Origin of the sequence: Sorangium sp. So ce726, assembly GCF_051521405.1 — a bacterium.
In the GTDB taxonomy this organism is placed as follows: Bacteria; Myxococcota_A; Polyangia; order Polyangiales; family Polyangiaceae; genus Sorangium.
The window spans coordinates 6,210,108-6,235,820 of sequence record NZ_CP150349.1; the positions used below are offsets into that span (position 1 = coordinate 6,210,108).

A 25,713-nucleotide genomic window follows, 5' to 3' on the forward strand; every position below is an offset into this window, starting at 1 on the left:
ACCGGCCCCCGCAGCGTGGCCTGCGCGGCCCTCTGACGACTGGCGCCGTCTCGCCGCCCCTCAGCCGAGGAGCCCCCGCTCGCCCAGCCACAGCGTCGCGCCGGCGCGGCTGTAGATGCCGAGCTTGTCGTAGGCGTGGGCGATGTGATGCTGCACGGTCTTCTGGGAGATGTGAAGGATGACGGCGATCTCGCGGTTGGTCTTGCCGACCCCGACGAGCCGCAGCACCTCCAGCTCGCGCCCCGTGAGCGCCCTTCGTGACCGGACGAGCCGAGCGCGACCGCCGCCTGCGCGCTCGCCGCTCGGAGGAGCGCTCGGAGCGGGATCAGTGGCGAGCAGATAGTTGTACGTCGTCCCGCGTCCCCCGGCGAGGCGATGCGTCCAGATCGGGTTGGCGCAATAGAGCTCCAGCATCTCCTTCGTGTACCCGATCACAAAATGCTCGAAATACGGGTGCCAGGCCGGAAGGTCGCGAACTCGAAATTCGACGCCAGCGTCCCGCAGCGCCGCTTCGGAGCGGCTGTCGGTCTCGGAAAAGTAACGATGCCAGAGCGTGGGAATGGTCGTGACCAGGGAGGAGATCCCTGGATCTCGGACGAAGCGCTTCAGCGGGCCATCGACGAGCGCCCAGCGCGCCGACTCGGCCCCGAGCTCGAAGAGAGCGTCCTTGCGGTCCGGATAGAAGCGCCGCACGAGCTCGTCGTGGAACGTGAGGAACTCGGGCAGCGGAACCAGGCTGCTGGCCGTGATCGGCTGCCTGAACCACGGGTGGCTCAGCGCCATGTCTCGAAAGAGACCGCGCCACGCTTCCGAGCCGAATCTCCGGCTCACCAAGGCCTTCCGCGTCAGGATTGTGGTTCCGCTGACCTTCATGGGAAGCTCGTTGACGCCTGCCGCTGGACCGCGAGGCCGCTCGGGAGGCAGGCTCGCAAAGTATCACTCGCCACCTCGATCGATCAAGGCGTTAGCCGCCAACGCGCGAGTCCGCGCGTCACGTCGCATCGACGCATCGACCATCGCGCGACATTCGCACATCAGCAACAGATTCTTCCGATGGCGCTGCAGGCCGAGGGACCGCGCTGCGGATGCGCAGCGTCATTGCTTCCCACAGCGGGTCGTATCTCGATGTCAGCGGAGGCGCTCGAATGTCGAGGCGGGTGTGAGCAGGGCGGCGAGGGTCGAGGGACGCCGCGCACGGGAATGGTGGGACGCGCCGCGTCGAGCACGCAGAGCGCGCGTCAGGAGGAGGTTACGGCAGGGTGTGCCGCTTCAGGACGGGCCAGCCGACCGCGGCGTTGCCGGGCTCGTGGCTCCCTCCCTGCTTGGTGCAAAGGGCCACTTCGACGCCGCCCTCGCAGCTCGAAAAGGTCGAGCAGCCCTTGCTGTCTTCGGCCGATGGCGAGCCCGTGCACCCGTTGATCTCGCCCCACTTCTCGAGGGTCGATTTCGCCCCGAGGAACGTGATGGGCATGCCGCTCACCACCGCGGAGTGTCCACCGGCGTAAGGCACAATCGGATCCGAGGTGCCGCGGAACGAGATCACGGTGATGGGGCGCGACGGGTTGCAGTCGCCGACGTTCTCCTCCAGGAGATCGAAGGCGGCGGGCGCCACCGCGGCGAACACGTCGGCCGCGTGGCAAGCGAGGTAGTGGGACATGCCGCCTCCCATCGAGAAGCCGACCGCGTAGATGCGCTTGGGGTCGATGCAGGCGGTCTCCTGGACCTCTGCCACCATCGCCTTGACGAAGGCCACGTCGTCGGTGTTCTTCACGCAGCAGGGCCCGACGTTCCAGGCGCCGCCCGACGGGCCTGACAGCCCTGACGGGAACGCCATGATCACCCCCTCCGGGTCGGTCTGCGCCGGATACGGCGAGCCCGATCGCTCCGACGGGCCTGAGCCGCCGAGGGGGTGGAGGTCCACCACGAGGGGAACCGGCTTGCTGCCGTCGTACGCGGCAGGGACATGCAAGACATAGCTGCGGTTCGTGGAGCCGACCGTGATCGTCTTGTTCGTATCGCCGGCGCGCAGCGCGGGCGACGGGCAGGTGACGCTCCCGCCGCCGGCGCCTGCGCCGCTGCCCCCGGCCCCAGCAGGGCCCGCGCCGGCGCCGCTGCCGCCGGCGCCATCACCGCCAGCGCCGGTGCTGCCAGCGCTGGTGCTGCCGGCGCTGGTGCTGCCAGCGCTGGTGCTGCCGCTGCTGTTCCCGCCGGCCGAGGACGTCGTGCCCGCCGCCGTGGTCCCGCCGCCGCTGCCCGAAGTGCCGCTCGTGCTGGCGCTCTCGGCGGAGCCGCCGCCGTCGCCGCCGGCGCTGGTCGTCCCGTCGCTGCCGCCGCCGCAGCCCCAGAGGGAGATGCCAAGCGCTCCTGACAGCAGAAGTTGCTTCGATAAACTCGTTCGTCCGTACATCATTGGTCAGCACCTTTGTCCGGTGAACACAAGACGGCTATCCGGTGATCACGTCACGCCCTCGGAAGTGCGAGGCAGCGCCGGCTCCCCGTCCCAGGATCGCCGTCCGCCCTCGCATCACCACGATGCAGGTGGCTGTCATATCCGAGGCCGCTGGCTCGCGGCATGGGCATACCGGCCTATGTCTCGACGCCCGACGCCGCAGCCGCTCGCCGTCGTTCGCCGTCCCGCGAGATCTCCAGCCGTTCCTGGAAGGCGCAGAGCGCCCTGGTCTTCCCGGACGGGCGCCGGAGCCCCAGGCACGGTCGATGATACGGCAACGTGTTCCGTGGAGATCGTGCCCACGGAGAGGGGCTGTGCGCTGCGCCTCGCGACGCGCCGACAGCAGGCGGCGCTGGCGTTCATCGTGGCGTGCCTCGCCGCCGTCCTCCTCTCCTCGGTCCACCTGACGCGACGTCCCCCGGGCGCCCTTGTCGTGTCCATCGAGTTTGACGACACGCTGGCGGATCAGATCTCCGTGCGCTCCGTCCTCGCCGAGCACAGGATGCATGCCACGTTCTTCGTGAACAGCGGTGCGCTCGATCGCCCCGGCCACCTGACGGTCGCGCAGCTCCGCGCGCTCGCGTCCGACGGCCATGAGATCGGCGGCCACACCCTCAATCACCTGCGGCTGCCCGGGCTCACGGCCAGCGAGCAGCGCCGGCAGATCTGCGATGATCGCCGCGCTCTCCTCGCGCTGGGCTTCGCCGTGAGCAACTTCGCCTACCCCTGGGGCGCTCACGATAGCGTCAGCACCGAGCTGGTGCGCTCCTGTGGTTACGACAGCGGAAGGCGCTCGGGCGGGCTCGCGTTCGCCTCATGCATCTTGTGCCCATGGACAGAGTCCATCCCTCCGCGCGACCTCACCGCCACCCGCGCGCCCGGCTCGCTCAGCCGCAGCGAGCGCGTCCCCGCGATCAAGGCGCTCATCCGCCGCGCGCAGGAGGACGGCGGATGGATACAGCTCATCTTCCACCACGTCTGTGACGCCTGCGGCAAGTACAGCATCTCCAGCCAGGACTTCTCCACCCTCCTGGACTGGCTCGCGGAGGAGCGCGACGCGGGCCGCGTCGTCGTCCTGACGGTGCGGCAGGTGATCCACGGCGAGGTGCCTCGCTAGGCGGCCTGTGCGCGTTCCGCCACCCCGCCCCCGCGCGCCGCCGCGAGGCAGGCCGGTTGCCGCTATCGCGCGCGGGAAGGAAGAGCGCCATGAAGCGGAGAGCCGCGCGTCGGGCTCAACCTGGAGCGGCTTGCATAACGTGCGCGCGCGGCAAAGCGGGAGGTTATGGCGGGAACTCCTGGATCGACAGGACTGGAGGCGGATGGTCCAGGCATGGCCGTGAGAGCAATCCAGGTGCCGCGACGCGGATCGCCTGTCTTCCGCCGTGGAGGGTGGTCCTGGAGCCGCTGGAGCGGCCATTTGTTGTTGCGCCGCTGCACGGATTCGAGCACCTCCTCACCACCCCTGCTGCTCCAGCAGCAGCTCCTCCGCAGCTCGAGCCGCAAGCTCGTCGCCGCCGACCATCGATCTGCCCAGATCAGAGCGTCATCGCGCGATGCCCACTTTCGCTCGGCCAGCTCATCCGTTATAGTGGACAAATCGTCCGCTCGATAGTTCGCGACGGACGCCCAACGAAAGGGAGCTTTGCATGAAACAGCTGTTCAAGCTGCTCGCCCTGGTGCTCGCGCCGCTCGTCATCGCGCTGAGCGCCCAGGCTGCAGAAAAACCGACCGAGATCCGCGTCGCCAACCCGGGCGTGGGCGTCGGCAATCGCCCGGTGGTGGGGGGCTCGGCCTGGTCGCTGCTCAACCTGAACAGCACGCTCGAGAGTGAATTCAAGAGCGATGGCGTGCCGGTGCGCTGGAACTTCCTGCGCGGCGCGGGACCGGCGGTGAACGAGACGTACGCCAACGGGCTGACCGACTTCTCGCTGCTCGGCGATCTGCCGTCGATCATCGGCCGCGCCGGCGGCCTGAAGACGCGCATCCTCGCGAGCGGGCCGAAGAGCAACCTGTACATCGCCGTACCCTCGGACTCGCCGATCCAGAGCATCAAGGATCTCAAGGGCAAGCGCTTCGCGGTGTTCAAGGGCACCTGCCTGCAGCTCTCGGCGGCGCGCATCCTGGAGGCCAACGGGCTCAGCGAGCGCGACACCCGCGCCATCAACATGGACAACGCGACCACCAAGGCAGCGCTGGCGACCAAGGACGTCGACGCCGCCATCGGCGGCCCTGACCTGCTCGCCCAGCGCGATCAAGGCATCGTGCGCATCATCTACTCGACCAAGGGCGACCCCCGCTACACCTGCAACAGCACCATCATCGGCTCGGAAGATTTCATCCGAAAGTACCCCGAGATCACCAAGCGCGTGGTGCGGCAGTACGTCCTGGCAGCGAAATGGCTCGCGGAGCAGGAGAAGGACCTGAGCCCGGCATACCGCGTCTGGTCGCGCTCCGGCGTCCCGTTCGGCGCCTTCAAGGAGGACTGGGCCGGCGAGTCGGTGCGCGACAGAGATAGCCCGCTCGTGGACGCGTACGTGGTCGCTCGCTACAAGAACAGCATCGCCGACGCCAAGCGCCTGGGCCTGATCCGCACGACGTTCGACTTCGAGCCCTGGGTCGATCGCAGCTTCCTCGATCAAGTCCTGAGAGAGGAGAAGCTCGAAGGTTTCTGGAAGCCCCGCACGCTGCCCTGACGCAGTCAAGAGTTCGAAGCGGAGCTGCCGGAGGAGGCGACCCGAGCTTCTGCTGCGAGCTGTCGTGCGCGGCGGTGACGGCGCTCGGCGAGCCTGGTATCCTGTCGCTCCGCTATGATGGTCAATGAAGAGTTCGTGGTGATCGTGCGCGGGCTGGAGGTGGTCGTGGAGCGTGCCGGCGGGCTGTTCCTCGGCCAGCGCGATGCCATCGCGGCGTTCGCCGATCTACCCGTGTTCCTCGGCAGGTTCGAGGGTCGGGGCTGGTACGCGGCGCGAGCTCGGCCCAGCGTCGAGCTTCCGGCCGAGCTCGCGTTCGCCTCGGTCCGCTCCCTCTTCTCTGAGCTGCCCGAGCCCACGCTGCACATCCTGGGGCTCGCGCTTGCTGGTGTCGAGTTCGCCGAGACGCACCGCCACTGCGGGCGGTGCGGAACAGCCACCCAACAGGACGCCGCGACTTCGGATGGGCGCGAACCCAGCGTCGGTGAGCAGACACGGCGCTGCCCGAGCTGTGGGTTGAGCGTGCACCCGCGGATCGCGCCCGCCGTGATCGTGCTGGTGGAGCGCGAGGACCGCGTGCTCCTGGCGCGCAGCGCGCGCTTTCCGCCCGGGCGCTTCAGCGCGGTGGCAGGCTTCGTGGAGATCGGCGAGTCGCTCGAGCAAGCGGCTGCGCGCGAAGTCAGCGAGGAGGTCGGCGTTCAGATCCGTGATTTGAAGTATTTCGGCAGCCAGCCGTGGCCGTTCGGTCGCTCGCTGATGATCGGCTTCTCGGCCACGTATGCTGGCGGCGCGCTCACGCCGGACGGCCACGAGATCGTCGAAGCCGACTGGTTCTCGCGCGAGCAGCTGCCCGACCTCCCCCCCAAGGTGAGCATCGCGCGACGTTTGATCGACGCCTTCGTCCAGCGCTCCGCGCCACGGTCTTGAGCGACGGCCGCCGCGCTACAGCGGGGAGCAGGTTCGTGCGCCAGGCCATCCCCTCGGCGACCGACGTTGTCTATTTCGCGGCCTGGTCGTTCGCGTAGGGGTTGAGCTCGTTCGTGTAGACGCGGCTCAGGGCGATCTCCCCCGGCTTGAGCTCGCCGCTCTTGACCATCCAGTCGATCCAGACCTGGAAATCGCGCTCCGTGATCAAGCCTCCCTTGCCGGCGACGCCGTAGCTACGCCAGAACTTGATGGCCGAGTCCTCCTCGTTCCGACCGCGCTTTTTCATCAGCGCGATGCAGCGCGCCACCACCGTCTCGCGCGGCGTGTCCCGGGCCCACTCGATGGCCTTGGCCGTTGCCTCGACGAAGCGCCGCGCGGTCTTGGGGTTTTCCTTGATGAAGCTCGTCTTCATCACATAGCTGCCCGCGGTGAACTTGCCGTAGAGCTCATAGTCCGAGAACAGCGAGCGGATGCCGCCGCGCTCGAGCGCGCGATCGCGATAGATGTCGCCGAGCGTCGCCACGTCGACCTGCTTCTCGCGGAGCAGCTGCTCGCCGTTCACCGGAGGAATGACGAGCAGCGTGACGCGCCGGGCCTCCTCCGGCGTGAGCTGGCCTCGCGACAGAAACTCCCTGACCATGAACTCGCTGTGGGCACCGAGCGTGTTCATGGAGATCGTCTTGTCCAGCAGATCGCGCGCGGTGCGCAGCGGGCTGTCGTTCAGCACATAGAAGCCGCTCTGGCGTTGCTCGTCGACACCGTAGTAGCCCGCGACGGCGATGATGGGCGCCTTGGCCGCGATCAGCTTGATGATGGCGCCGTTGAAGGCGCCGCCGAAGTCGGTGTCGCCGGTGACCACGGCTTGCACGCTCTGGGGGCCGCTCACCGTGCTGCCGACGAAATGCAGGCGGATCGGCGCGAGGTAACCGAGATCTTCCGCGAGCTCGATCGGCGTCACCGTGCCGTTGTTGCCCTGATAACGGAGCTCGAGCGTCTCGAACTCGCCCTCCGATCCGGGGGCGGAGGCACGCGAAGCGTCGTCGCGCGAGCAGCCCAGCGCGCCGCACGACACCAGCAGGGCGAAAAGGAGGACCGCACGCAGCGCAGCGCGGCGCAGCTCAGCAGGGATTGAACGCGGAGGGGTCATATCCGTTATATTAGACAAATATCCGTTAGAATACAAGCCTCTCCTCTTGCCGGCGATCTCGCGCGTGCGTCAGAACGCGTGGCCCTCGACGTGCCTGGCACAGGTTTTTCTTGAGCGCTGTCTTGCATCAAACCGCGCGTTTTTGTGGGGATTCTCCCACGCGCGGCCCTGGCACTCTTTGGCACAGGAGCGAATCCAATGACAGACCTTCGAGCTACCTGGTTTCATTTCGGCCCCGCGTTCTCGCTCGCGATCGCCCTTTCCGGCGCGCTCGCGGGCTGCGGACCGATCGGCTGGACGACGTGTGAGTACGACGGCGTCGAGTACAGCCCCGGCGACGAATTTCGTGACAAGGACGGGTGCAACAGTTGCTCCTGCACGGAGGACGGGAACGTGGCCTGCACCCTGATGGAGTGCACCTCCGACTGCACGTGGGGCGGGGTCACCCACGCGCCGGGCGAGTCGTTCCCTGCCGGGGACGGGTGCAACAGCTGCTTCTGCATGGAGGACGGGAACGTCGCCTGCACCCTGGTGGACTGCAGCGGCCGCTGCACCTACGACGGGCTCTCCTACATGCCCGGTGACTCGTTCCCGGCGTCCGACGGGTGCAACACCTGCACCTGCGATCCCTCGGGGTCCGGGAACATCGGCTGTACCAAGATCGCGTGTCACGGCTGTGAACGAGACGGCATCGGTTACGCGGCGGGGGCGCCGGTCCCACCGGGCGACGGCTGCAACACCTGCACGTGCAACGCAGACGGCGAGATCGTGTGCACGGACGTGGCTTGCCCGGAGGGCTGCACGTATGGAGGCGTGGAGTACATGCCGGGCGACAGCTTCCCTGCCCTCGACGGCTGCAACACCTGCACGTGCGGCGGGGATGGCAGCGTCGCATGCACGGAGAAGGGCTGTCCGGACACCTGCACCTACGGAGGTGTGAGGTACGAGCAGGGCGACAGCTTCCCCTCCCTCGACGGCTGCAACACCTGCACCTGCACCGCCGGCGGGGGCGTGGCGTGCACCGAGCGTTATTGCGGCTGCGACCCGTCGAGCGAGTGGTGGCGCCAGTACGTGAGCACCAGCCCGAAGGAGTGCGCGGTCATCGACTTCGCCTGCACCGGAGGCCTGACCTACGTCTCCAACGAGTGCGGGTGCGGCTGCGAGCAGGACCCGAGCTGCCCGCCGTCGTTTGACTGCCAGCCGCCTCAGGTGTGCGATGTGGACGAGATCAAGAGGCGCTGCCCGTACTCCACCATCGTATTCTGAGCGGAACCGTCGCGCTCGCCCCGCGAGGACCCGCGCGCTGCGTGGCGACCGAGCTTTCGGGGGCCGCCGTGAACGAGCGGCGGCGCGGATCACGGCGCGAGGCCGAGCGCGCGGCGGCCGAGATCGTGCGCGCCCTGCGTCGCCGCCAGCGCCTCCGCGCCCGCGAGCTCCGCGAAGGCGCGCGCGTGGAAGCGCTCCTCGGGCAGGATGCGCTCGAACACCGCGCGCACGTCGGGGGGCGCCTCCGGGTCGGCGGCGATGGCCTCGATGCGCTCGAGGCGCATGCGCTCGGAGTGCGCGCCCACCGCGCACCCGGTCTCGAGATCGCGGACGACATCGAGGGTCTCCTTCCAGTAACGCTCGCGCTTCGCGCCGATCTTCGGCTCGATCCCGCGGGCGGTGAGCAGGTCTCCCACCCAGACAGCGTGGCGGCGCTCCTGCCCGGCGATGACGCCGAGGATCCGGTGTGCGCGCGTCCCGGGCTCCGCGAACGCGTCGCGCAGCATCTCGATGCGGCCGGCCGCGGTGGCCTCGCCGCGGTATTGATCCAGCAGCCAGGCGACGAGCGCCTCCGGGTCCTTCTTCACGGCCTCCCACCAGGCGTGGCTGTCTCGGAGAACGACGGGATTCGAAGCGTTCATGGTGGCCTCCTTCGACGTTCGATCTGGGGGACCGGACCATCGGCGTCGACTAGAATGATCGGATATGCCATCGGCCGGACCGATACTTGACGGCGACCTCCTCCGCGCCTTCGTGGCCTTCGCCGACACCCTCAATTTCACGCACGCCGCGCGGCGCGTGGGGCTCTCGCAGCCGGCGCTCTTCGAACGGGTGCGCCGGCTCGGCGACGAGCTCGGGGCGCCGCTCTACGAGCGCACAGGCAAGCACCTCCGCCTCACCGATCGCGGCCTGCGCGTGGCCGCGCACGCCCGCGACGCGGTCGCGCGGGCCGAGGCCTTTGCGCGGGATCTCCGCGGCGAGCCGCAGCGCGAGTCGGTCACGCTCGCCGCCGGCGAGGGCGCCTTCCTCTATCTGCTCGGCCCGGCCCTGGCGCGCTTCGCCGCCGAGGGGGCGAGCCTCCGCCTGCTCACGCTGGGCGCACCGTCGGCCTGCGCGGCGGTGCGCGCGGGCGACGCGCACCTCGCGGTCGGCGTGCTCGATCTCGTGCCGCCCGAGCTCGTTGCGCGCGACGTGCTGCGCACGCCGCTCTGCGTGGCCATGCCGCGCCGCCACCGCCTCGCGCGCCGCCGCTCGCTGCGCCTCATGGACCTCGCGGGCGAGCGCCTCGTGCTGCCCCCCGCGGGCCGATCGCACCGCGATCTGATCGGCCGCGCCATCGCGCGCCTCGGCCACGAGGTCGATCCGCCCATCGAGGCCGACGGCTGGCCGCTCATGCTCCAGTTCGCGGCGCTCGGCCTCGGCGTCGCCGTGGTGAACGGCATCTGCGCGCCGCCGCGCGGGGTGATCTTGCGGCCCGTGCCCGAGCTGGGGACCGTGTGTTACCGGCTCATCACCCGCCGCGGCGCCGAGCTGCCTCCGGCGGCCGAACGGCTGGCGGCGCGGATCGTCGAGATCGGCAAGGGCGCGGCGCGGGCAGGGTGATGGCCCGCCGGGTCGCGGAGCGGGCTACGAGCGCTCCACGGCGCTCCGCAGCAGCGCCACAGCGGCATCTCGCAAGATCGGCCCGTCCACGCGCACGGCGGGAGAGGCGTTCGCCAGCACCTCGTGGCAGCGCACCGGCAGCGCTGGCCCGCCGAGCGCGTCGATGATGTCCTGCGTGCTGGCTGCGTAGACGATGCGGCTCACCCCCGCCCAGAACAGCGCCCCCGAGCACATGGCGCAAGGCTCCCCGCTGGCGTACACGGTGCCGCCCGCGAGCGCTTGCGGGCCGTGCGCCGCCGTTGCTTCGCGGATCAACACCACCTCGGCGTGTGCGGTGCAGTCTCCCTGCCCTGCGTTGGCCGTGCGCCGCTGGTTGCTGCTCACCTGGAGCACCTGATCGCCTTGCACGAGCACCGCGCCAAACGGCATGTTGCCCGCGCGCAGGGTGTCGCTCGCGGCGTCCACGGCGAGCTGCATGAAGCCAACGTCCCTGGGGCTGCCTGGTTGATGGGTCATGGTAAACCGACCTCGCCGTCCACCGAGCTCGAGCGCGGGATCACGCCTGCGGGCGCGCGGCGCACAGGCGTCACACGGATACGGAGCTGACCGACAGGGCGTGCCATGCCGCCCATCATGAGGTCGAGCCACGCGCGCGGCCGGCGAAGCACCTCGATCCGGAAGTCGCGCAGGAGCACGGTGAGCGCAATTCCCAACATCGTGTAGGCGAGCGTCCGGCCAGGGCAGAGGTGATGGCCGAGCCCGAACGCGCCAAACCGCCGATCCTTGACCGCGGGGCTCTGGAAGGCGTCCGTCTTCATGTCGCAATACCGATCGGGCTCGTAGCGAGCGGGATCGTGGTAGAAAGACGAGTCGCCGTTGACAAGCCCCATCGACATCCCGATGAGGCTGCCGGCCGGGATCATGTGGCCGCCCAGCTCCACCGGCTCTCGCGAAACCCGCCAGAGGCCACCGTTGCCATGGAGGCGCAGCGACTCGTTGATCGAGCGGAGCAACACCGGCATGCGGCAGAGCGCGCCGAGATCGAGGGCTTGCCCATCCTGGAGGACGCCAGATTGCTCCTCGAGCACCGCGGCGAGCGCCCGCGGGTGCTCCAGCAGCTCCGACAGGCTTGCGGCGAGGCTCATGGCCGTGTTCGTGTGCGCGCCGAGCACCGCGCCCATCACGGCGAGCGCGGCATTGCGGAGCTGCTCGGGCGTCGCGGCCGTGGGCTCGTCTCCGAGGGAGCTCTTGATCACCGCATGGAGATAACCTTCCGGATCAGCGCTGCCCTCGGCCGCCACGCGCCGCACCTCGCTCATGAAGATCGAGATGATGCGCTCCCGCGCCTGCTTGCGGCGCTTCGCCGAGGGCGTCTCGATGGGCAAGAAGAAGCCCGTGAGGTTCAGCTCGCTCTCGAGGATGTGGAACTGGCGCGCGAGCTCGTCGCACAGCGCCTCGGAGATGGTGTCGCCGCACACGAACCGACATGCCATGTGCAGCACGAGGTCGTTGGCGAGCGCGAGCGCGTCGATTTCGCCGCCCCCGGCGAGCCGCGCGCGCAGAAAGCGCGCCGTGAAATCCGCGAGAGGGCCGCTCTGGCGACGCACGGACGCGCCGGAGAGCGCGCGGAGCACGTGGGGCTGGACCTCGACGAAGAGGTCTTCGCCGAGGATCCTGCCGGCGAGCCGCCGGTACGCGTCCACGAGGTTCAGCTCTTCACCCGCGTCGATGAAGCGCTGCGCGGCGTCCTTGCCGCCGACGAACGTGAGCGGCAGCCCGAACAGCGATAGAGTAAATACATCACCCAGCGCCTCGTGGCCTGCGCGCTGGAGCTCGATCGGGTCGGCCAGCAGCGCGATCGCCGTGCCGATGCCCGGCACGATCGCCCCCAGCCGCGGCGGCCCCGCCCCGTTGGACCGGGACTCGGCACGGACGAGCGCCCGCACGATCTTCCGCCGGGTGCGGCCGGTGAGCGGCTGCGGAGCGCTGCTATCCGACTGCGATCGAGATGTATTTTGCATGAGATGGTGACTCCAACGCTCGCACAGGAGAGAGCGTTACGACCGCTGTTAAGGGAAGAGCCGAATGCCACGCTCGCCGACGGGCACCACCTGTGTGCTGCCCCTGGGTGGTCCTCCACCATGCCGTGCCGCCCGCCCCCCGCAAGGCGCCGCGTCTGTCTTCTTCCGATTTATCCGCCGTCAACGTTCGAACAGGGCGAGACGGTGAGGCAGGGACTGGGCTTGTGCGAAGCCCTCATGCTCGCTGCTTCAGCTCATCCTCCCGCACTGCGCATGCGGTGTCAACGGCAGAGGTCGATCGCCTGCGGCGTCCTGCGGGGTAGCTCCCTGACCGCGCCAGACGCGGGTGCCGCGCCACGAGCCCCACGGCGACGCTCAAGGCGCTGTCATTGCCCAGGCAACCCGCGATCCGCGCCGACGAGCCGGCCCCAGGTGAAGCCCGAACGACATTGCGAGCTCGAAACGTCGGGACTGAGGAAGAAGGAGCCAGCATCAAGATCTTGCTCGAATGCGCAAAAGGACGCTTCTTGCCCGCGCCGATCAGGGAAGAGGACAAGAAAACGTGCCCCTTGTTGCGACCGCCGCCACTGGAAAGGCGTTGAAGCGCGAGCCCTGCGGCGCGGCACGAGATGTGCTGACCAACGTGCTAACCAACGTGCTGCCTGCCAACACTCGACTTCTGAGCGAGCTCGGTCGGCCGGTTACGATAAGAGACGATTCATGAGACTGCTCGCAACGGCGCTACATGCCTCGAGTGCCTTCTTGCTGTTCACCATGACCCCCGCGAGCGGATCGCCTTCGGCCGGCGGCGGCCCTGCCGAGGACGGACGAGGCGATGCCAGCGGTGTGCGCGACGGCGCTGCCCGGACGCGCGAACCGAGCTTCAACGATTGCCGTGGGGCAAACACCTATACGTTCAACACCGCATTGCCGGACACGCGCTGCGCGGGCCCGGGGCTCGTGATCTTCGCGGACTCGGAAGTGGAGGCGCTGGGATGCGCCGCCGCGACGGCCGCGCTCCAGGGGGTTCAGCTCGCCCCGGCGGGGGCGGCGCGAACGTACGCGATATGCGTCACCAGTCCCTTCGGGAGGTCGACCCAGCACGTCGTGACGTACTCCCAGGATGACGCCAAGACGTGCGCGCGCTCCTATGTGTGCGGGGCACTCGGCAACTGCACCGCTGCCCCGAACGCGTGTCCGTGATGTCGTCTCGCTGGATTACTGCAGCGGGGAGCGAGCCGCCGGGGAACCGCCGGGGAAGAAGACACCAGGTCCGCTGAACGGCGGCCGAGGCGAAGAGGCGCATCGGTTGCCTGCGCTCGATGCTGGCCGCCACCCCGAGGATGCCCGGAAGGCCCTCCCCGCTCCCTTCGCCTCCATGGCGTGAGCGGGTGCCGAGAGGCGCGCGGCAGCGGCATTCGACCCGACGCTTGCTCCCGCACGCCTGGCGAGTCCGCTCGGCGGGGAGTGACCCGAGAGCGCGCTCGACGGTGCCGGAGACATGCCGGCGCGGCGCGCGCGGACGGCCTTCGGGATCCGGCTCCTGGCGCGCGTAGTCAACGCCACCGGTTGCCCAGACCGGCCCAGCTTGCTTTCAAGCTCTCGACTGTCGGAGCGTTCGTGCTACTAAGGCGCCGCCCATGAACGCCTCTGACGCGATCAAGGAGCGGGTGGACCGCTTTGTAAAGGACATCCTGAGCCTGGTCGAACGAGTTCAGGAGGAGCACCGCGCCGCAGCGCACCGGACTGTGACGACGATGCTCGCCGATCTGGGACGGCCAGCGGAGAACGCCTCCTCGGCGCGCCGTCCGAAGCCCCGGAAGAAGCCCACGCACGCCCAAAAGAGCGTGGCGACGCCTACGAGGAGCGGGAAGCAGGGCGCGCTCTCGGGAGCGTCAAGCTCCTCGACGACGGCACCGTCCACGAGGAGGACCTCCGTACCGTCCACGAGGAGGACCTCCGCACCGTCCACGAGGACCTCCGCACCGTCCACGAGGACCTCCGCACCGTCCACGAGGAAGACCTCCGCACCGGCATCCGGCGCGGACCAAACCACGGCTGGCACGACGACGGCGACGGGAGCCTCCGCGAGCGACCGGGAGGCTGTGGTGCTCGAAACCGTTCGATCCCTCGTGCGAGGGACGGCGACGGAGATCGCCACGCGCAGCGGGCTACCGAACGGGAGCGTGTACGTCACGCTTCGCGCGCTCGTGGCTCGCGGCCGCGTGGCGAGAGCCGGGACAACGAGGGGCGCCGAGTACAGCCTCGTCTCGTCCGGCGGGATCCGGCCCTTCAAGCGCGTGAAAGCTGCGAAGCCCACCAGCCCTGCGGAGATGGAACGGACCGCTGACGCCGAGCTCGCGGAGTAGAGGATTTCACTCACGCACGAGATCGTCGCGGCGCGTTGAAATCGGGTTGAGAGCCAGAGAGAATCAACATGAAGGCGGGACGGCAGGAAGAGCAGCCCACGAATTCTTCCTGACCACCTCCTCATGCCCTTTGGTCCGGAGGCGCACCGCGTTTTCAGCTAGGCGCCCGTGGACGCACGACGCGACCGTGTCGAGAAGCTCCACGAGTACGCGTCTTTCGGGGTGCGCTGGTATTGGATCATCGACCCGCAGGAAAGGACGCTCGAGCTCCTCGAGCCAGGAACCGACCGCCGCTACGTGCACGCGCGCTCGGCGGCCGACGGGATCGTCGGCAGTATTCCCGGCCTGGAGGGACTCTCGCTCGATCTCGACGCGCTCTGGAGCGAGGTGGAGCTGCTCGGTCCTGAATCCGGAGAAGGAGCGCTCGGAGACCCGGCGGCCCAGTAGCGTTGCCGCCCTTCGTGCGGCATCTACCTGAACCTCCAGCCGACGCTCAGCGCGTCGCCAAGCGCTTGAAATTATGAATGAATTGCGTCCCCAGCGGGATTCGAACCCGCGTAGCAGCCTTGAAAGGGCTGAGTCCTGGGCCGGGCTAGACGATGGGGACCGGCGATTCGGCGCGGGACCCTACCTTCCGTTGTCGAGCAATGCAAGCCCAACTCGCGTCGCCCGTTGGGGTTTCCGCCGTCGGGACCGCTCCCGCCCGCGCCCCCCGCAGCCGCGGCGCGCGCCGACCGCGCGGCCTCTCATGGCGCACCGCAGGCCACCCGCCGAGGCGTCGGTCGCTCGGCATCGCCGCTCTCCGGCTCGCCGCTCGCCCGCCACGAGCCTCCGTCCCGACACGACACGAGCTCCTCCCCTGCTCCCGCTCCGCTGCACGCCATCTACCCCGCCCGCGGCGCCCGCCGCCCCCGAACCGCTGGACGACCGCCTTGAATCGGGCGACCATCCCCACCCTACCTCACTCCATCGACCGAACGCCGCACAGGCCGAGCTCTCCCCATGCTGCCGTCCCCGCGCCTCGAGCCTGCCGTTCCGATGTCCCAGGGAGGACCGTGCCCCGGCGTCGGCGCCTGACGCGCGCCGCGCTGCTCGCCTTCTGCCCGCTCCCGGCGCTCGTCCCAGCCGCGTTCTCGCGCCCTGCGCTCGCGCAGCTCCCTTCCGAGCAGCCCTCAGCCGCGCCCCCTTCCTCTTCGCCTCTTCCCGCTTCTCCGCCTCCCTCTCCCGCTTCTCCTCCTTCCCCTTCGCCTCCTCCCCCCTCGCCCGCCGCGCCACCTCCCATCGAGGTCGTCGTCACCGGCACCCGCACCCCCGAGAGCAGCCAGCGCGCCACGGTGCGCACGCGCGTCGTCACCCGCGACGAGGCCGAGCGGCGCGGCGCCACCAACGTCGGTGAGGCGCTCGACGGCGAGCTCGGCGTCCAGGTCAACCCGAGCGCCTACGGCGCGCTCGGCAACCCGAGCGCCATCCAGATCCAGGGCTTCGACCTCGACCGCGTCCTCGTCCTCGAGGACGGCGAGCGCGTCATCGGCGACGCCGGCGGCGCCATCGACCTCTCCGCCCTCCCGCTCGGCGACGTCTCCCGCATCGAGCTCGTCACCGGGCCGACCAGCTCGCTCTACGGCACCAGCGCCATCGGCGGCGTCGTCAACGTCCTCTCCGCGCCCCCCGAACACCCCGGCTTCAGCGGCCGCGCTCGCCTCGAAGGCCGGAGCCGCGCCGGGCTCGTCCTCCATGGATCGGGCGCCTACCGGGGCGAGCGCGCCTGGGTCAGCGCCGACACCTCGTTCCAGCGGGAGGACAGCCTCTCCCTCGTCGAGCCCGCCGAAAACCTCGCCCATCCCGAGGCCGGCGCCGACGCCCCCACCGCCCTGCCCGAGCGCTCCCAGACCCTCCTCGGCCTGCGCGCCGGCGCCGCGCTCGGCAGGGGCATCGACCTGCGGCTCCGCGCGCGCTGGATCCACGACGAGCAGGACGGAATCGAGCAGAAGGAGCGGCCCGTCCTGGGGGTCTATCTCTACGACCTCCCCGAGGTGACCGACCGCATCACCCTGCACCTCGCCGAGACGCTCGACCTCGGCGGCGGCTCCAGCCTGCGCCTCGCCGCAGGCCAACAATGGGCCTTCCGTTCGAGCGGCCGCGACCAGCGCGGCTCGCCCTACGAGGAGCTGCGCGAGCGCTCAGGCAGCCTCCAGAGCTACGAGGCGATCGCCACCGTCGCCGACGGGAAGCGCACCTGGGTCGCCGGGGCGCGCGCCGAGGTGGAGACGCTCGACCAGGTGCTCAAGATCACCGCCGTGACCACCTCCGGCACCGAGGAGATCCCACCGAACGACGAGGTGCCCAGCACCCGGCTCGGCAGCGCCGCGCTCTACGGCCAGCTCGGGTGGAAGCTCACCGACGAGCTCACCCTCATGCCCGGCATTCGCGGCGAGCTCCGCGTCCGCTACGGCGGCGTCGTCGCCCCACGCCTCGCCCTCGCGTACCGGCCCTCGCCGTCGCTCACGCTGCGCGTCTCCGGCGGGCGGGGATTCCGCGCCCCCAGCGCGAAGGAGCTCGGGTTCTCGTTCGACCACTCGAGCCTCGGCTACATCCTCGAGGGCAACCCGGAGCTCGCCCCCGAGACGTCCTGGGGCGTGAACGGCGATGTCACATGGATCCCCCGAGAGGGCATCACGGCGCGGGCCGGCGCCTTCTCGAACTGGGTCGACAACCTGATCGACGTCGACCCGAGCCCCGTCAGCTCCTCCGACGGCGTCGATACGTACACCTACACGAACATCGCCGAGGCGCGCACCGCAGGCCTCGATCTCTCGGCCACGCTCCAGGCCACATCGTGGCTCCGCATCGAGGCCGGCTACGCCTACCTCTGGACACGCGACGACACGGCCGATCCCGGACAGCCGCTCTCCGGCAAACCACCGCACACGGCGCAGGCGGCGCTCCGCGCCGATCTGCCGCTCCGGCTCGAGCTCGTCACCCGTCTCCGGACCCTCAGCAGCGCGTTCGTCGAGAGAGACCCGCGCGCCGAGGAAGACGTGTACGCCCCCGGGTTCACGACGCTCGACGCGCGGCTCGCGCGGCCGCTCTGGCCTTCGTCGCAGGCGTATATCGGCGTCAGGAACCTTCTTGGCGCGCAAAAGGACCCGGATCGCCGCGGCGATCACCGGCCCCTCGAGGGGCGCACGTTTTACGTCGGCGTCCGCGCCGATCTACCGTGGGAGGACTCATGACAAGAGGATCGGTCGCGGCAGCGCTTCTCCTGCTCACCCCGGCGTGCGGCGACGGCGGGAGCTCCAGCGGAGAGCCCGGGACCACGGACGACGGCGCGCTCCTCGAGGTCGACGTGCCGGCCACCGGCCGCGTCTTCCTCCGCCTCGCCACGCCGGAGATCGTGGTCGCGGAAGGCGACGGCGCGGCGTCCACCGACTGGGATCTCGCGCTCTCGGGCTACGACGTCTTCACCAACAGCGGCATCAGCGGCCCCGGCGAAGGCGGGGCGCTGCCGATCGGCCTCGAGGACTACAGGGCGGGTGAGCTGCCGAGCACCCCCTTCCTGCTCACGGACGACTCCGGCGGCGCCTTCTCGCGCTGGTACGCCTACGACGGCGAGGAGCACGTCGCCTTCAGCCGCTACCACGTCCACGCGATCGAGCACGAGGGCAGGTACTGGAAGCTGCAGATCTTCTCCTTTTATGGGGAGGTCGACGGGGCGCCGGTCACGGCGCTCTATCAGCTCCGCTATGCCGAGGTGCTCCCCGACGGCTCTGGCCCGACCGTCGACATCCAGGATCTCGACGCGACCGCGGGCGGCATCGACGCGGTCGAGACCGAGCCGAGCGCTTGCCTCGACCTCGCGGGCAACCGGCAGCTGATGCTCACGCCGGAAGAGGCGCGCGCGTCGACGGAGTGGAACGTCTGCTTCCGAAGATCGCTCGTCAGCGTCAACGGCGAGCTCGGCGGCCCCGGGACCACGCGCGCCGCCGACCTCCAGGCAGCTGCGTCGGCCTCCGAGAAGCTCGCCGACGTCGAGGCGCGCACCGCCGCGTCGGAGCAGGCGCGGTTCGACGCGGCCGACCACGCGGCCCTCACCGATCCCGCCGTCCCGTACCGCGGCGACCACATCGCGACCGCCTTCACGGGGCGGTGGCTCGAACCCGGCGCGACGCCCCCCGCTCCGGCCAAGGACGCCGCGTGGCTCGTCCAGAGCGCGGACGGCGTATCGCGCTTCGTGATCGTCATCGAGCGCTTCGAGGGCGCGACGGAAGCATCTCCAGGTCGGGTGAGAATGCGCGTCAAGCAAGTGGAATGAGCGCCGCTCACGCCATCGCACACCCTGCCGAGGTCACGAGCGTGCGCAGCGCGTGACACCGCGCGATGGCCCGCGCATACTGCGCGCGCGGTGAGGGAGGGCCCTTACCGACGCAGGAGCATGCTTATGTCAACGTCGCTTGCACCGGCATCGAGCGCCATCGATCCGTCTCGCGTGGACGGGAAGCCGGACGGCGAGCGCCGGGCAGCGCGGGTGCGCCGTGGCGGTCTCCTCGCGGCGGGCGCCCTCGCCGCCCTCGTCGCGGGCGCCTGCGGCGGCAGGGTGGTGGTCGACGGGTTCGAGCCACCGCCCGAGGGCTCCGACGGCGCCGGTGGCTCCTGGAGCTCCGGAGACACCGCGAGCTCCGCGTCGGAAGGCTCGTCCGGAATCGGTCAAGGCGGCAGCATCGGCGAGGGAGGCGCACCACCGATTCCGCCCCTCGTCAAGGAAGAGCACAACAACGTCGGCTTCGACGATGCCATCCCGGTGAGCGTCCAGCCGGGCACCCTGGGCTTCACGGCCGTCGCCGAGATCATGGCGTCATCGCCGAGCTTCGAGCCGATCGGGATCGAGAGCATCCGCGGCCCCGACGGCAGGCTGCTGGCGGCCGACTACACCATCCCAGGCACGATGGCCGCGTTCTTCAACCAGGGCATCGGCACGGCGGCCGTCCCCCAGACGGGCGCGGACGCATCCGCGCCGCTCGCGCCGGGCATCTACTGGATCAAGCTCGGCAACGGCGGAGCCGGCCCCCTGGCAGAGCCTGTGCGCCTCTCGGTGTGGCACCGCCAGACGCTCGACGGGCGCTTTCACGGCGGGAAGATCGACATCAACGCCTTCATCGCCGGCGACGCGATCTCCGAGCAGTACATGCGGCGCGCGCTGCTCGAGGCGTACGAGGGGTATGTAGGCCTCGGCGTGGGCAGCATCAACGTCCACCACATCGGCTCGGAGTGGGAGTTCGTCGACGAGGAGGTCCTCCCCGGCCTGCTCGAGCAGACGGCCGGCGCCCCCGGCCGTCCGGCCCTCAACGTGATCGCGGTGACGGCGTTCGGGGGGAGCATTGCGCAGGCGTCCGGCGTGACGCCCGCCGTGCCCTCGGTCGCGGTCGAGCACGGCACCCACCTGAGCGGCATCGTGGTCACGCTCTACGAGGAGCCCTCGGTCGACACCGTCATCCTGCGCCATGAGCTCGGCCACCTCGCCGGGCTGTTCCACACCACCGAGTTCGACGCGGACTTCGGCGACCCGCTGGACGACACCTCGCAGTGCGGCGACGTGAACTCGCTGATGGAGCGCTGCCCGGATTTCGGGAATCTCATGTTCCCGACGGGGGGCGACTTCTCGGGCACGTTGACGCCGCAACAGAAGGCGATCGTGCGGGCGAGCGCGCTCTACCGCGGGATCGTCGAGCAGGGCGGCGGGGCGGCCGTCCCGCTCCCGGCCGACACGCCGGCGAGCGGAGCGCCCATCGCGCCGCCGGCTCCGGGCGAGGGTGCTCGCTCGTTTGCGCCTGACCGCCTCGCCTCCACCGCCGCGCTCCCGCCGCACGCGGCGGCGCTGCTCGCGGGGCACTTTTGCGGCCAGAGCGCGGCCCGAGGCGCGGACTTCGACGAGCTGCTCCGCGCGGCCGGCGGCGCCGACGCCGATCGGCTGCTCGCGGTCGGCCGCGATCCCGGCGTGCCGGCGTACGTGAGGGCGCGCGCCCTCACCGCGGCGGGCCGCGCCGCCACGCGTTCCTTCGCCTCGGCGCGCGTGATCGCGGAGCTCCAGGCCCTCGCCGCGGACCCGCGACTCCCGCGCCGCGCGCGGCTCGGCGCCGTCGAGGGGGTCGCGTCCGCCTCGCGCGCCGCCGCCCGCGCGCTCGCTGCGCGCCTGACCGCCGACCCCGACAGCGTCGTCGAGCGGATGGCGACCCGCGCCGCCGCGCGGTGAGGCTGCGCTCCCCGCGGCCGGCGTTATCCCGCCCTGGACCTCGCGGCCATGGAGATCACGCCCGTCCCTGCGACGGCGCGCGCGAAGTCCAGCCCCGTCAGCACGCCGCGGAGCCGCCGCCCCTGCACCACGAGCACGCGCCGCGCCTGCGCCGCGTGCGCGGCGGCCGCGGCGCGGTGGAGCGGCGTCCGGACGTCGAGGCAGACCATGGCCGGGCTCATCACGTCCTCGACCGGTGAATCGGACAGCACGCCGTGCGCGAGCAGCGCCTCGGTCTGGGTGAACATCCCCACCGGCCACCCGCCGGGATCCACGACCACGAGCCCGCTCACCTGCGCCGTCGTCAGCCGGTCGGCGGCGAGCGCGAGCGGCGCGTCGAGCGGGATCGTGTACGCGGGCGCCGACATGAGCCCGGCGATCGGCGTCGGGTCCCGCGCCTCGACCAGGGAGAGCAGGAGATCCTTGGTGCTGAACACGCCGGTCAAGGCTTCGTCCTCGCGGACGAACACGCGATGGATACGGTGCTTCAGCAGCACGCTCGCCGCCTGGACGACCAGCGTCGCGCGCCCGACGGTGATGATGCCCGGGCGCAGCACGGCCCGCGCCGGGACATCGGGCAAGGTGAGCAGCATTCCTCGGCTGTTCGTCTTCGTCTCGAACCTGCCGAGCCGGAGCAGGTCGGTGCGGGACAGCACGCCGATCGCGCGCGACGCCGCGTCCAGGATCGGAACGCAGGAAATCGAGCGCTCGCCCAGCGTGCGGTGCACCTCTGGCAGCGGCGTCATGTCGGACGCCGCGATGACTTCACAGGTCATGTAACGCGAGACGGGTGTCGCAAAAGACATCATGGCGAGCATTCCTCAAGGACGCCGGCGCACCGGCGCGCTCCGGAGGGAGCAAGAAGCGATCCGCCATGCGACGAGGGCTGCCGGGGCGTGGCGCAAGCGCAGGCACCGCGCGTCGACGCGCGATCTGCGCCGAGGTGTGTAACAAGCTGGGCAGCGGCTGAGCCGCCAGACCCAGGTGCGCCTGCCCGGCGGCGATGTCCTAAAATGCGACAGGTGGGGGGCCCCTGAATGTGGCCGTCAGCCGCATGGCCGTCGCCGACCCGCAGCCCCGGGGCGCCTGGCCTCCAGGAGCCGCGCGCTCGCCGCGAGCTCCCGGAGGCCAGGGTCCCGGTGCCTCTCCCCGGGCGACCCATCAGACGACCCGCTGCTCAGGCGCCGGGCGCGCAGGGGGTCCCTCGTGCTCCGAGGGCCCGTCGCGCGCCGGTCCAGGGCCCGCGCTCGCCTTCGTCGCCGCGGATTGGACTCCGGGCCAGTGGGCTAGAACCTGCCGCAGCCGCCGCCCCAGCCGGGGAAACCGCCAACGCCGGAGCCGCCGCACGGCGGCTTCCAGCCGCCCCAAGGGTTCCCGCCGCAAGGCCTGGAGTTCCCGAAGTTGTTCCAGCCGGGAGAGCCGAAGTTGCCCCAGTTGTTCCAGCCCTGGCTGCCCCAGGGGTTCCAGCCGCCTGTGAAGCCCCCGTTGCCGCAGTTCGGGACGCCCCAGTTCCCGTTGTTCCAGCCCCAGGGGTTCGCGCCTGTGAAGCCCCCGATCCCGGGAGCGCCGCCGCAGCTCCGCCAGCCGGCGTTGCCGCACAGCGCCTGGGAGGCCTCCTCCACCGTCACGGCCTCGTCCGCATCACTCTCGTCGACGTCGGCATCGCCCGCGCCCACCGCGCACCCGGTGGTCAGCGCCGCCATCGCCATCGCGACGCACATCAACCTGGTATTCAACAGCTCGACCATTTCTCCTCCTTGCCCTGCCCGCGACGTCTGCAAGACCGTCGCGTCAGTCGGGTTGCGGAGAGAGCAGCGCTCATGCCCGAGAGCTGGTGTGCAGAGCCTGCCGCCCAAGGGCGCGCGCTGCGGGCGCGAGGCAACGACAAACCGACATTCCTAAACAGCGCACGACCCCGCAGTGATCCGGCGCGTCCCCCCGCGCCGGATCACTGCGCAGAGAAGGCGCTTCCAGGCGCGCTCGGCGCCCGCCGGGAGCGCCTCGCGCAACGCGGCGGCTCCGGCAATAACACGCCTTTCGCGCGCTGCAGACTTGTCGGCGCAGCGCGCGTCGACGAGGCGTCTCCGACGATGTCGAGACTCCCCGCCGACAACATGAGACAAGGAGCGATACCACCGCAGATGCGTTTGCCGTCCTCAGGCGATCAGCGCCGCCCCGCGCGGCGCGCTCAGCCCATCTCCTCTGCGCTCGTGTACGCGAGAGTGCTCAAAAAGGACGCTCCGGGCATCCCGCGTCGCGAGCGTCAGGGGTCCTGTCGAATCGGCTCCATCCTCCGCCGGGCGAGCGCGGCGGCGGCGCGGGGCCGCTCAGGGCGCGGCGACCCAGGTCTCCCAGGCTCGAGAGAAGTCGTCGGCGTGGATCTCGTGGCCGCGCCCCGGGTGCACAACGAGCTCGTGCTCCCAGCCGTGCTGGGTCAGCACGTCGGCGAGGTTCTCGGCGCTCGCGATGGTGGAGGCGAGCTCGAGCTCGCCGACGGCGATGAAGATCGGCGGCCTCTCCTCGGAGAACAGGTGCTCCTCGATGACCATGCGCCCCGCGCCGACGAGCGCAGCGCCGTCGACGGCGACGAGGCCTTCCAGCGCCACGTAGCTCGCGAAATAGCCTCCGTTGGAGAAGCCCATGACATAACGCCCGCCGAACGTCTCGCCGAGGATCCGCTCCATCAGCGCCTCTGCGCGCATCCACTCGTCGATCAGGGCGGGCGCCGCGGCGTCGACGGTCTCGCGGCGCGTCGGCCAGCAGGAGTAGGTCTCCACGGACGGATCCCAGGTGCAGAGTCCTGGTCTCCCGCGCGGGAACACCGCGACGGCCCCGAGCGCCTCGGCGGCCCCCGCGGCGATGGCCTGGAGGTCCACGGGCAGCGAGTCGGGCGCCATGGCCCCGTGCAGCACATAAAGGATCGGCGCGCCTCGAGGCGCGGTCTCCGGCACATGGAAGCAGGTGTGGTCGTCCAGGCCGATCCAGCCCGCGGAGCACCAGTCCGTCTCGACCGGCTCCCAGCTCAGCGCCCCGCCCTCGCCGCCCCCGCCGCCCTGCCCGCCCGCGCTCCCTTGCTCGCTCGCGCCCGACGCGCCGCTGCTCGCCGCGATCGGGTCCGGGGCGGCGCCGCCCCCGCCGCCCTCGGTGCTGGATCCACGCGGCGCCTCGCTGGCAGCGCGCTCGCACGCGGCCAGCGCGAGCACCGCCATGCTTGCCACGATTGCCGCGCGGTCTGTCCTGTCCATGCGCGCTCCTCGGTCAAGATGCCCTGTCGGTCGTGGCGCGGCAACGCTCGCGCGGCGCCTGCGCCGCGAGGACCCCCGCCCCGCCGGCGAAGCGACCCGCTCGGCGCGCCAGCCCCTGGGTGAGGGCGAAGACCGCCTGCCCTTGCCCTCCCGGCGATGCCGCAGTACCGACCCGACCATGACCCCACTTACCGGCCTCCCCGGCCCCTTCCTCGCGGCCATCCAGCGTGAGTTCCCCGCGGATTTCCTCTCGACGGACGCCGCCGATCTGGCGACGTTCGGCCGCGATTGGACCAAGGTCCACGAGCCCAGGCCCTCCGCCCTCGCGCTCCCGCGCTCGACGGACGAGGTCTCGCGGCTGCTCCGCCTCTGCTCCGAGCACCGCGTCCCGGTCGTGCCCTCCGGCGGCCGCACGGGGCTCGCCGCCGGCGCCGTGGCGGCCAGGGGCGAGCTCGTCGTGTCGCTCGATCGGATGCGCAAGATGGGCCCGGTCGATGTCCTCGGCGCGACCGTGCGGGTCGAGGCCGGCGCGGTGACCGAGGCGGTGCACCAGTACGTCGCGCCGCACGGCCTCACCTGGCCTGTCGACTTCGCCTCGAAGGGGTCGAGCCAGGTCGGCGGCAACATCGCCACGAACGCCGGCGGCGTGAAGGTCATCCGCTATGGCCTCACGCGCCAGTGGGTCCTCGGGCTCACCGTCGTCACCGCGAGCGGCGCCGTGCTCGAGCTGAACGGCGCGCTCGAGAAGAACAACACGGGCATTGATCTGCGCCAGCTGTTCATCGGCAGCGAGGGCACGCTCGGCATCATCACCGAGGCGACGCTCAAGCTCACGCGGGTGCCCGAGGCGCTCAACGTGTTCCTGTTCGCGGTGCCCGACCTCGCCGGCGTGCTCGCGCTGTTCCGCGAGGCCCGGACGGGGCCGTTCGTGGTGATGGCCTACGAGTTCTTCACCGAGAAGTGCCAGGCGCGGCTGCGCCGCCACCGGAACGTGCGTGTGCCGCTCTCTGCGCCGTCGGACTACTACGTGCTCATCGAGGTCGAGCGCGGCGAGCCCGAGGCGCTCGAGGCGTGGATCACCTCGCTGTTCGAGCGCGGGCTGGTCACCGACGGCACGCTCGCGCAGCACGGGGCGCAGGCCGCCGAGCTCTGGGCGCTCCGCGAAGGGATCAGCGAGAGCCTGTCGGCGACCGGGCTGCCGCACAAGAATGACGTGTCCCTCCCCATCCAGGAGCTCGAGGGCTTCTGCTCCGAGCTCGAGAGCCTCTTCGAGGCCCGCTATCCAGGGTGGGAGATCGCGCTCTTCGGCCACATCGGCGACGGCAACCTGCACATCAACGTGATGAAGCCCGACGACCTCACGCGCGAAGAGTTCCTGAAGCGCACCCACGAGGCGGATCACGCCATCTTCTCGCTCGTGAAGAAGTACCACGGCAGCATCTCCGCCGAGCACGGCATCGGCCTTCTCAAGAAGGATTACCTGCCCTACTCGCGCTCGACCGAGGAGCTCGCGATCATGAGGTCGATCAAGCGGGTGCTCGATCCGCTGAACCTCATGAACCCGGGCAAGATCATCGACGTCTGAGCGCCTTCCGCTCGCCCCCTCGCTTCGCTCGCCACGCCCCCGGACCACCATGGTGCCACCAGCGATTCAACCCGTGACCGCGCGGCAGAGCGCCGGCGGCCGTTCGACGGAATCAGCGCAAGGAGA

22 protein-coding genes and 1 tRNA gene are annotated in these 25,713 nt (G+C 70.4%); 12 read left to right on the forward strand and 11 right to left on the reverse strand.

Going from position 1 to position 25,713, the window contains the following annotated elements; all coding sequences use genetic code 11:
• Positions 1 to 60: 60 nt before the first annotated feature.
• Entirely contained in the window at positions 61 to 783 is a 723-nt protein-coding gene (locus WME79_RS23155) for a response regulator transcription factor (protein WP_437539042.1), read from the reverse strand.
• A gap of 466 nt (positions 784 to 1,249) precedes the next feature.
• Entirely contained in the window at positions 1,250 to 2,410 is a 1,161-nt protein-coding gene (locus tag WME79_RS23160; RefSeq protein WP_437539044.1) for an alpha/beta hydrolase family esterase, read from the reverse strand.
• 334 nt (positions 2,411 to 2,744) lie between these two features.
• Between WME79_RS23160 and WME79_RS23165 the strand changes: the two genes are divergently transcribed.
• The 3 genes from WME79_RS23165 to nudC all read left to right on the forward strand — a co-directional run bounded on the left by WME79_RS23165 (position 2,745) and on the right by nudC (position 6,066).
• Positions 2,745 to 3,566, forward strand: coding sequence for a polysaccharide deacetylase family protein (locus WME79_RS23165; protein ID WP_437539046.1), 822 nt, complete (start codon positions 2,745 to 2,747; stop codon positions 3,564 to 3,566).
• A gap of 529 nt (positions 3,567 to 4,095) precedes the next feature.
• The gene (locus tag WME79_RS23170) at positions 4,096 to 5,142 is read left to right on the forward strand and encodes an ABC transporter substrate-binding protein (RefSeq protein WP_437539048.1); all 1,047 of its coding nucleotides are present in this window, start codon (positions 4,096 to 4,098) and stop codon (positions 5,140 to 5,142) included.
• Between the two features lie 114 nt (positions 5,143 to 5,256).
• On the forward strand, positions 5,257 to 6,066 hold the full coding sequence (gene nudC, locus WME79_RS23175; protein ID WP_437539050.1) for an NAD(+) diphosphatase: 810 nt from the start codon (positions 5,257 to 5,259) through the stop codon (positions 6,064 to 6,066).
• A gap of 70 nt (positions 6,067 to 6,136) precedes the next feature.
• Here the strand turns inward: nudC and WME79_RS23180 are convergent, their stop codons facing one another.
• Positions 6,137 to 7,213, reverse strand: coding sequence for an ABC transporter substrate-binding protein (locus tag WME79_RS23180; RefSeq protein ID WP_437539919.1), 1,077 nt, complete (start codon positions 7,211 to 7,213; stop codon positions 6,137 to 6,139).
• 198 nt (positions 7,214 to 7,411) lie between these two features.
• Here WME79_RS23180 and WME79_RS23185 point away from each other — a divergent pair, with 198 nt between their 5' ends.
• A complete protein-coding gene (locus tag WME79_RS23185) occupies positions 7,412 to 8,479 on the forward strand; it encodes a hypothetical protein (protein ID WP_437539052.1) in 1,068 nt (355 codons plus the stop codon).
• Positions 8,480 to 8,568: 89 nt separating this feature from the next.
• Here WME79_RS23185 and WME79_RS23190 read toward each other — a convergent pair whose 3' ends face one another.
• The gene (locus WME79_RS23190) at positions 8,569 to 9,120 is read right to left on the reverse strand and encodes a ferritin-like domain-containing protein (RefSeq protein ID WP_437539054.1); all 552 of its coding nucleotides are present in this window, start codon (positions 9,118 to 9,120) and stop codon (positions 8,569 to 8,571) included.
• 64 nt (positions 9,121 to 9,184) lie between these two features.
• On the opposite strand from WME79_RS23190, the gene WME79_RS23195 reads away from it, so the two are divergent.
• On the forward strand, positions 9,185 to 10,081 hold the full coding sequence (locus WME79_RS23195; protein ID WP_437539056.1) for a LysR family transcriptional regulator: 897 nt from the start codon (positions 9,185 to 9,187) through the stop codon (positions 10,079 to 10,081).
• Between the two features lie 24 nt (positions 10,082 to 10,105).
• Here the strand turns inward: WME79_RS23195 and WME79_RS23200 are convergent, their stop codons facing one another.
• The gene (locus WME79_RS23200; protein WP_437539058.1) at positions 10,106 to 10,597 is read right to left on the reverse strand and encodes a nucleoside deaminase; all 492 of its coding nucleotides are present in this window, start codon (positions 10,595 to 10,597) and stop codon (positions 10,106 to 10,108) included.
• Positions 10,594 to 12,102, reverse strand: a complete 1,509-nt coding sequence (locus WME79_RS23205) for a cytochrome P450 (RefSeq protein ID WP_437539060.1) — start codon at positions 12,100 to 12,102, stop codon at positions 10,594 to 10,596. Before WME79_RS23205 ends, WME79_RS23200 begins: the two co-directional genes overlap by 4 nt.
• Before the next feature lie 720 nt (positions 12,103 to 12,822).
• Between WME79_RS23205 and WME79_RS23210 the strand changes: the two genes are divergently transcribed.
• Positions 12,823 to 13,305 carry a hypothetical protein gene (locus WME79_RS23210; protein ID WP_437539062.1) on the forward strand — a complete coding sequence of 161 codons (483 nt, stop codon included), beginning with the start codon at positions 12,823 to 12,825 and terminating at the stop codon, positions 13,303 to 13,305.
• 511 nt (positions 13,306 to 13,816) lie between these two features.
• Here the strand turns inward: WME79_RS23210 and WME79_RS23215 are convergent.
• On the reverse strand, positions 13,817 to 14,299 hold the full coding sequence (locus WME79_RS23215) for a hypothetical protein (protein ID WP_437540144.1): 483 nt from the start codon (positions 14,297 to 14,299) through the stop codon (positions 13,817 to 13,819).
• Here WME79_RS23215 and WME79_RS23220 point away from each other — a divergent pair.
• The gene (locus tag WME79_RS23220) at positions 14,235 to 14,471 is read left to right on the forward strand and encodes a helix-turn-helix domain-containing protein (protein ID WP_437539064.1); all 237 of its coding nucleotides are present in this window, start codon (positions 14,235 to 14,237) and stop codon (positions 14,469 to 14,471) included. The two genes, WME79_RS23215 and WME79_RS23220, sit on opposite strands and share 65 nt — an antisense overlap.
• Before the next feature lie 168 nt (positions 14,472 to 14,639).
• Positions 14,640 to 14,918: a Uma2 family endonuclease gene (locus tag WME79_RS23225; protein ID WP_437539065.1), complete on the forward strand. Its 279-nt coding sequence runs from the start codon at positions 14,640 to 14,642 to the stop codon at positions 14,916 to 14,918.
• 85 nt (positions 14,919 to 15,003) lie between these two features.
• Here WME79_RS23225 and WME79_RS23230 read toward each other — a convergent pair.
• Positions 15,004 to 15,078, reverse strand: a tRNA-Glu gene (locus tag WME79_RS23230).
• A gap of 448 nt (positions 15,079 to 15,526) precedes the next feature.
• On the opposite strand from WME79_RS23230, the gene WME79_RS23235 reads away from it, so the two are divergent.
• The 3 genes from WME79_RS23235 (at position 15,527) to WME79_RS23245 (ending at position 20,718) form a co-directional block, all read left to right on the forward strand.
• Positions 15,527 to 17,704, forward strand: a complete 2,178-nt coding sequence (locus WME79_RS23235; RefSeq protein WP_437539067.1) for a TonB-dependent receptor plug domain-containing protein — start codon at positions 15,527 to 15,529, stop codon at positions 17,702 to 17,704.
• Positions 17,701 to 18,783 (forward strand): HmuY family protein, encoded by a 1,083-nt coding sequence (locus WME79_RS23240; protein ID WP_437539069.1) that lies wholly within the window; start codon positions 17,701 to 17,703, stop codon positions 18,781 to 18,783. The genes WME79_RS23235 and WME79_RS23240 overlap by 4 nt, the downstream gene beginning before the upstream one ends.
• Before the next feature lie 126 nt (positions 18,784 to 18,909).
• Positions 18,910 to 20,718: a hypothetical protein gene (locus tag WME79_RS23245; protein ID WP_437539070.1), complete on the forward strand. Its 1,809-nt coding sequence runs from the start codon at positions 18,910 to 18,912 to the stop codon at positions 20,716 to 20,718.
• A gap of 23 nt (positions 20,719 to 20,741) precedes the next feature.
• Here the strand turns inward: WME79_RS23245 and WME79_RS23250 are convergent, their stop codons facing one another.
• The 3 genes from WME79_RS23250 to WME79_RS23260 form a co-directional block, all read right to left on the reverse strand.
• The gene (locus tag WME79_RS23250) at positions 20,742 to 21,566 is read right to left on the reverse strand and encodes a CBS domain-containing protein (protein ID WP_437539071.1); all 825 of its coding nucleotides are present in this window, start codon (positions 21,564 to 21,566) and stop codon (positions 20,742 to 20,744) included.
• A gap of 477 nt (positions 21,567 to 22,043) precedes the next feature.
• Positions 22,044 to 22,505 (reverse strand): hypothetical protein, encoded by a 462-nt coding sequence (locus WME79_RS23255; protein WP_437539072.1) that lies wholly within the window; start codon positions 22,503 to 22,505, stop codon positions 22,044 to 22,046.
• A gap of 579 nt (positions 22,506 to 23,084) precedes the next feature.
• On the reverse strand, positions 23,085 to 24,002 hold the full coding sequence (locus WME79_RS23260; protein WP_437539073.1) for an alpha/beta hydrolase: 918 nt from the start codon (positions 24,000 to 24,002) through the stop codon (positions 23,085 to 23,087).
• Between the two features lie 178 nt (positions 24,003 to 24,180).
• Here WME79_RS23260 and WME79_RS23265 point away from each other — a divergent pair, with 178 nt between their 5' ends.
• Positions 24,181 to 25,587, forward strand: a complete 1,407-nt coding sequence (locus WME79_RS23265; protein WP_437539075.1) for an FAD-binding oxidoreductase — start codon at positions 24,181 to 24,183, stop codon at positions 25,585 to 25,587.
• Positions 25,588 to 25,713: the final 126 nt, after the last annotated feature.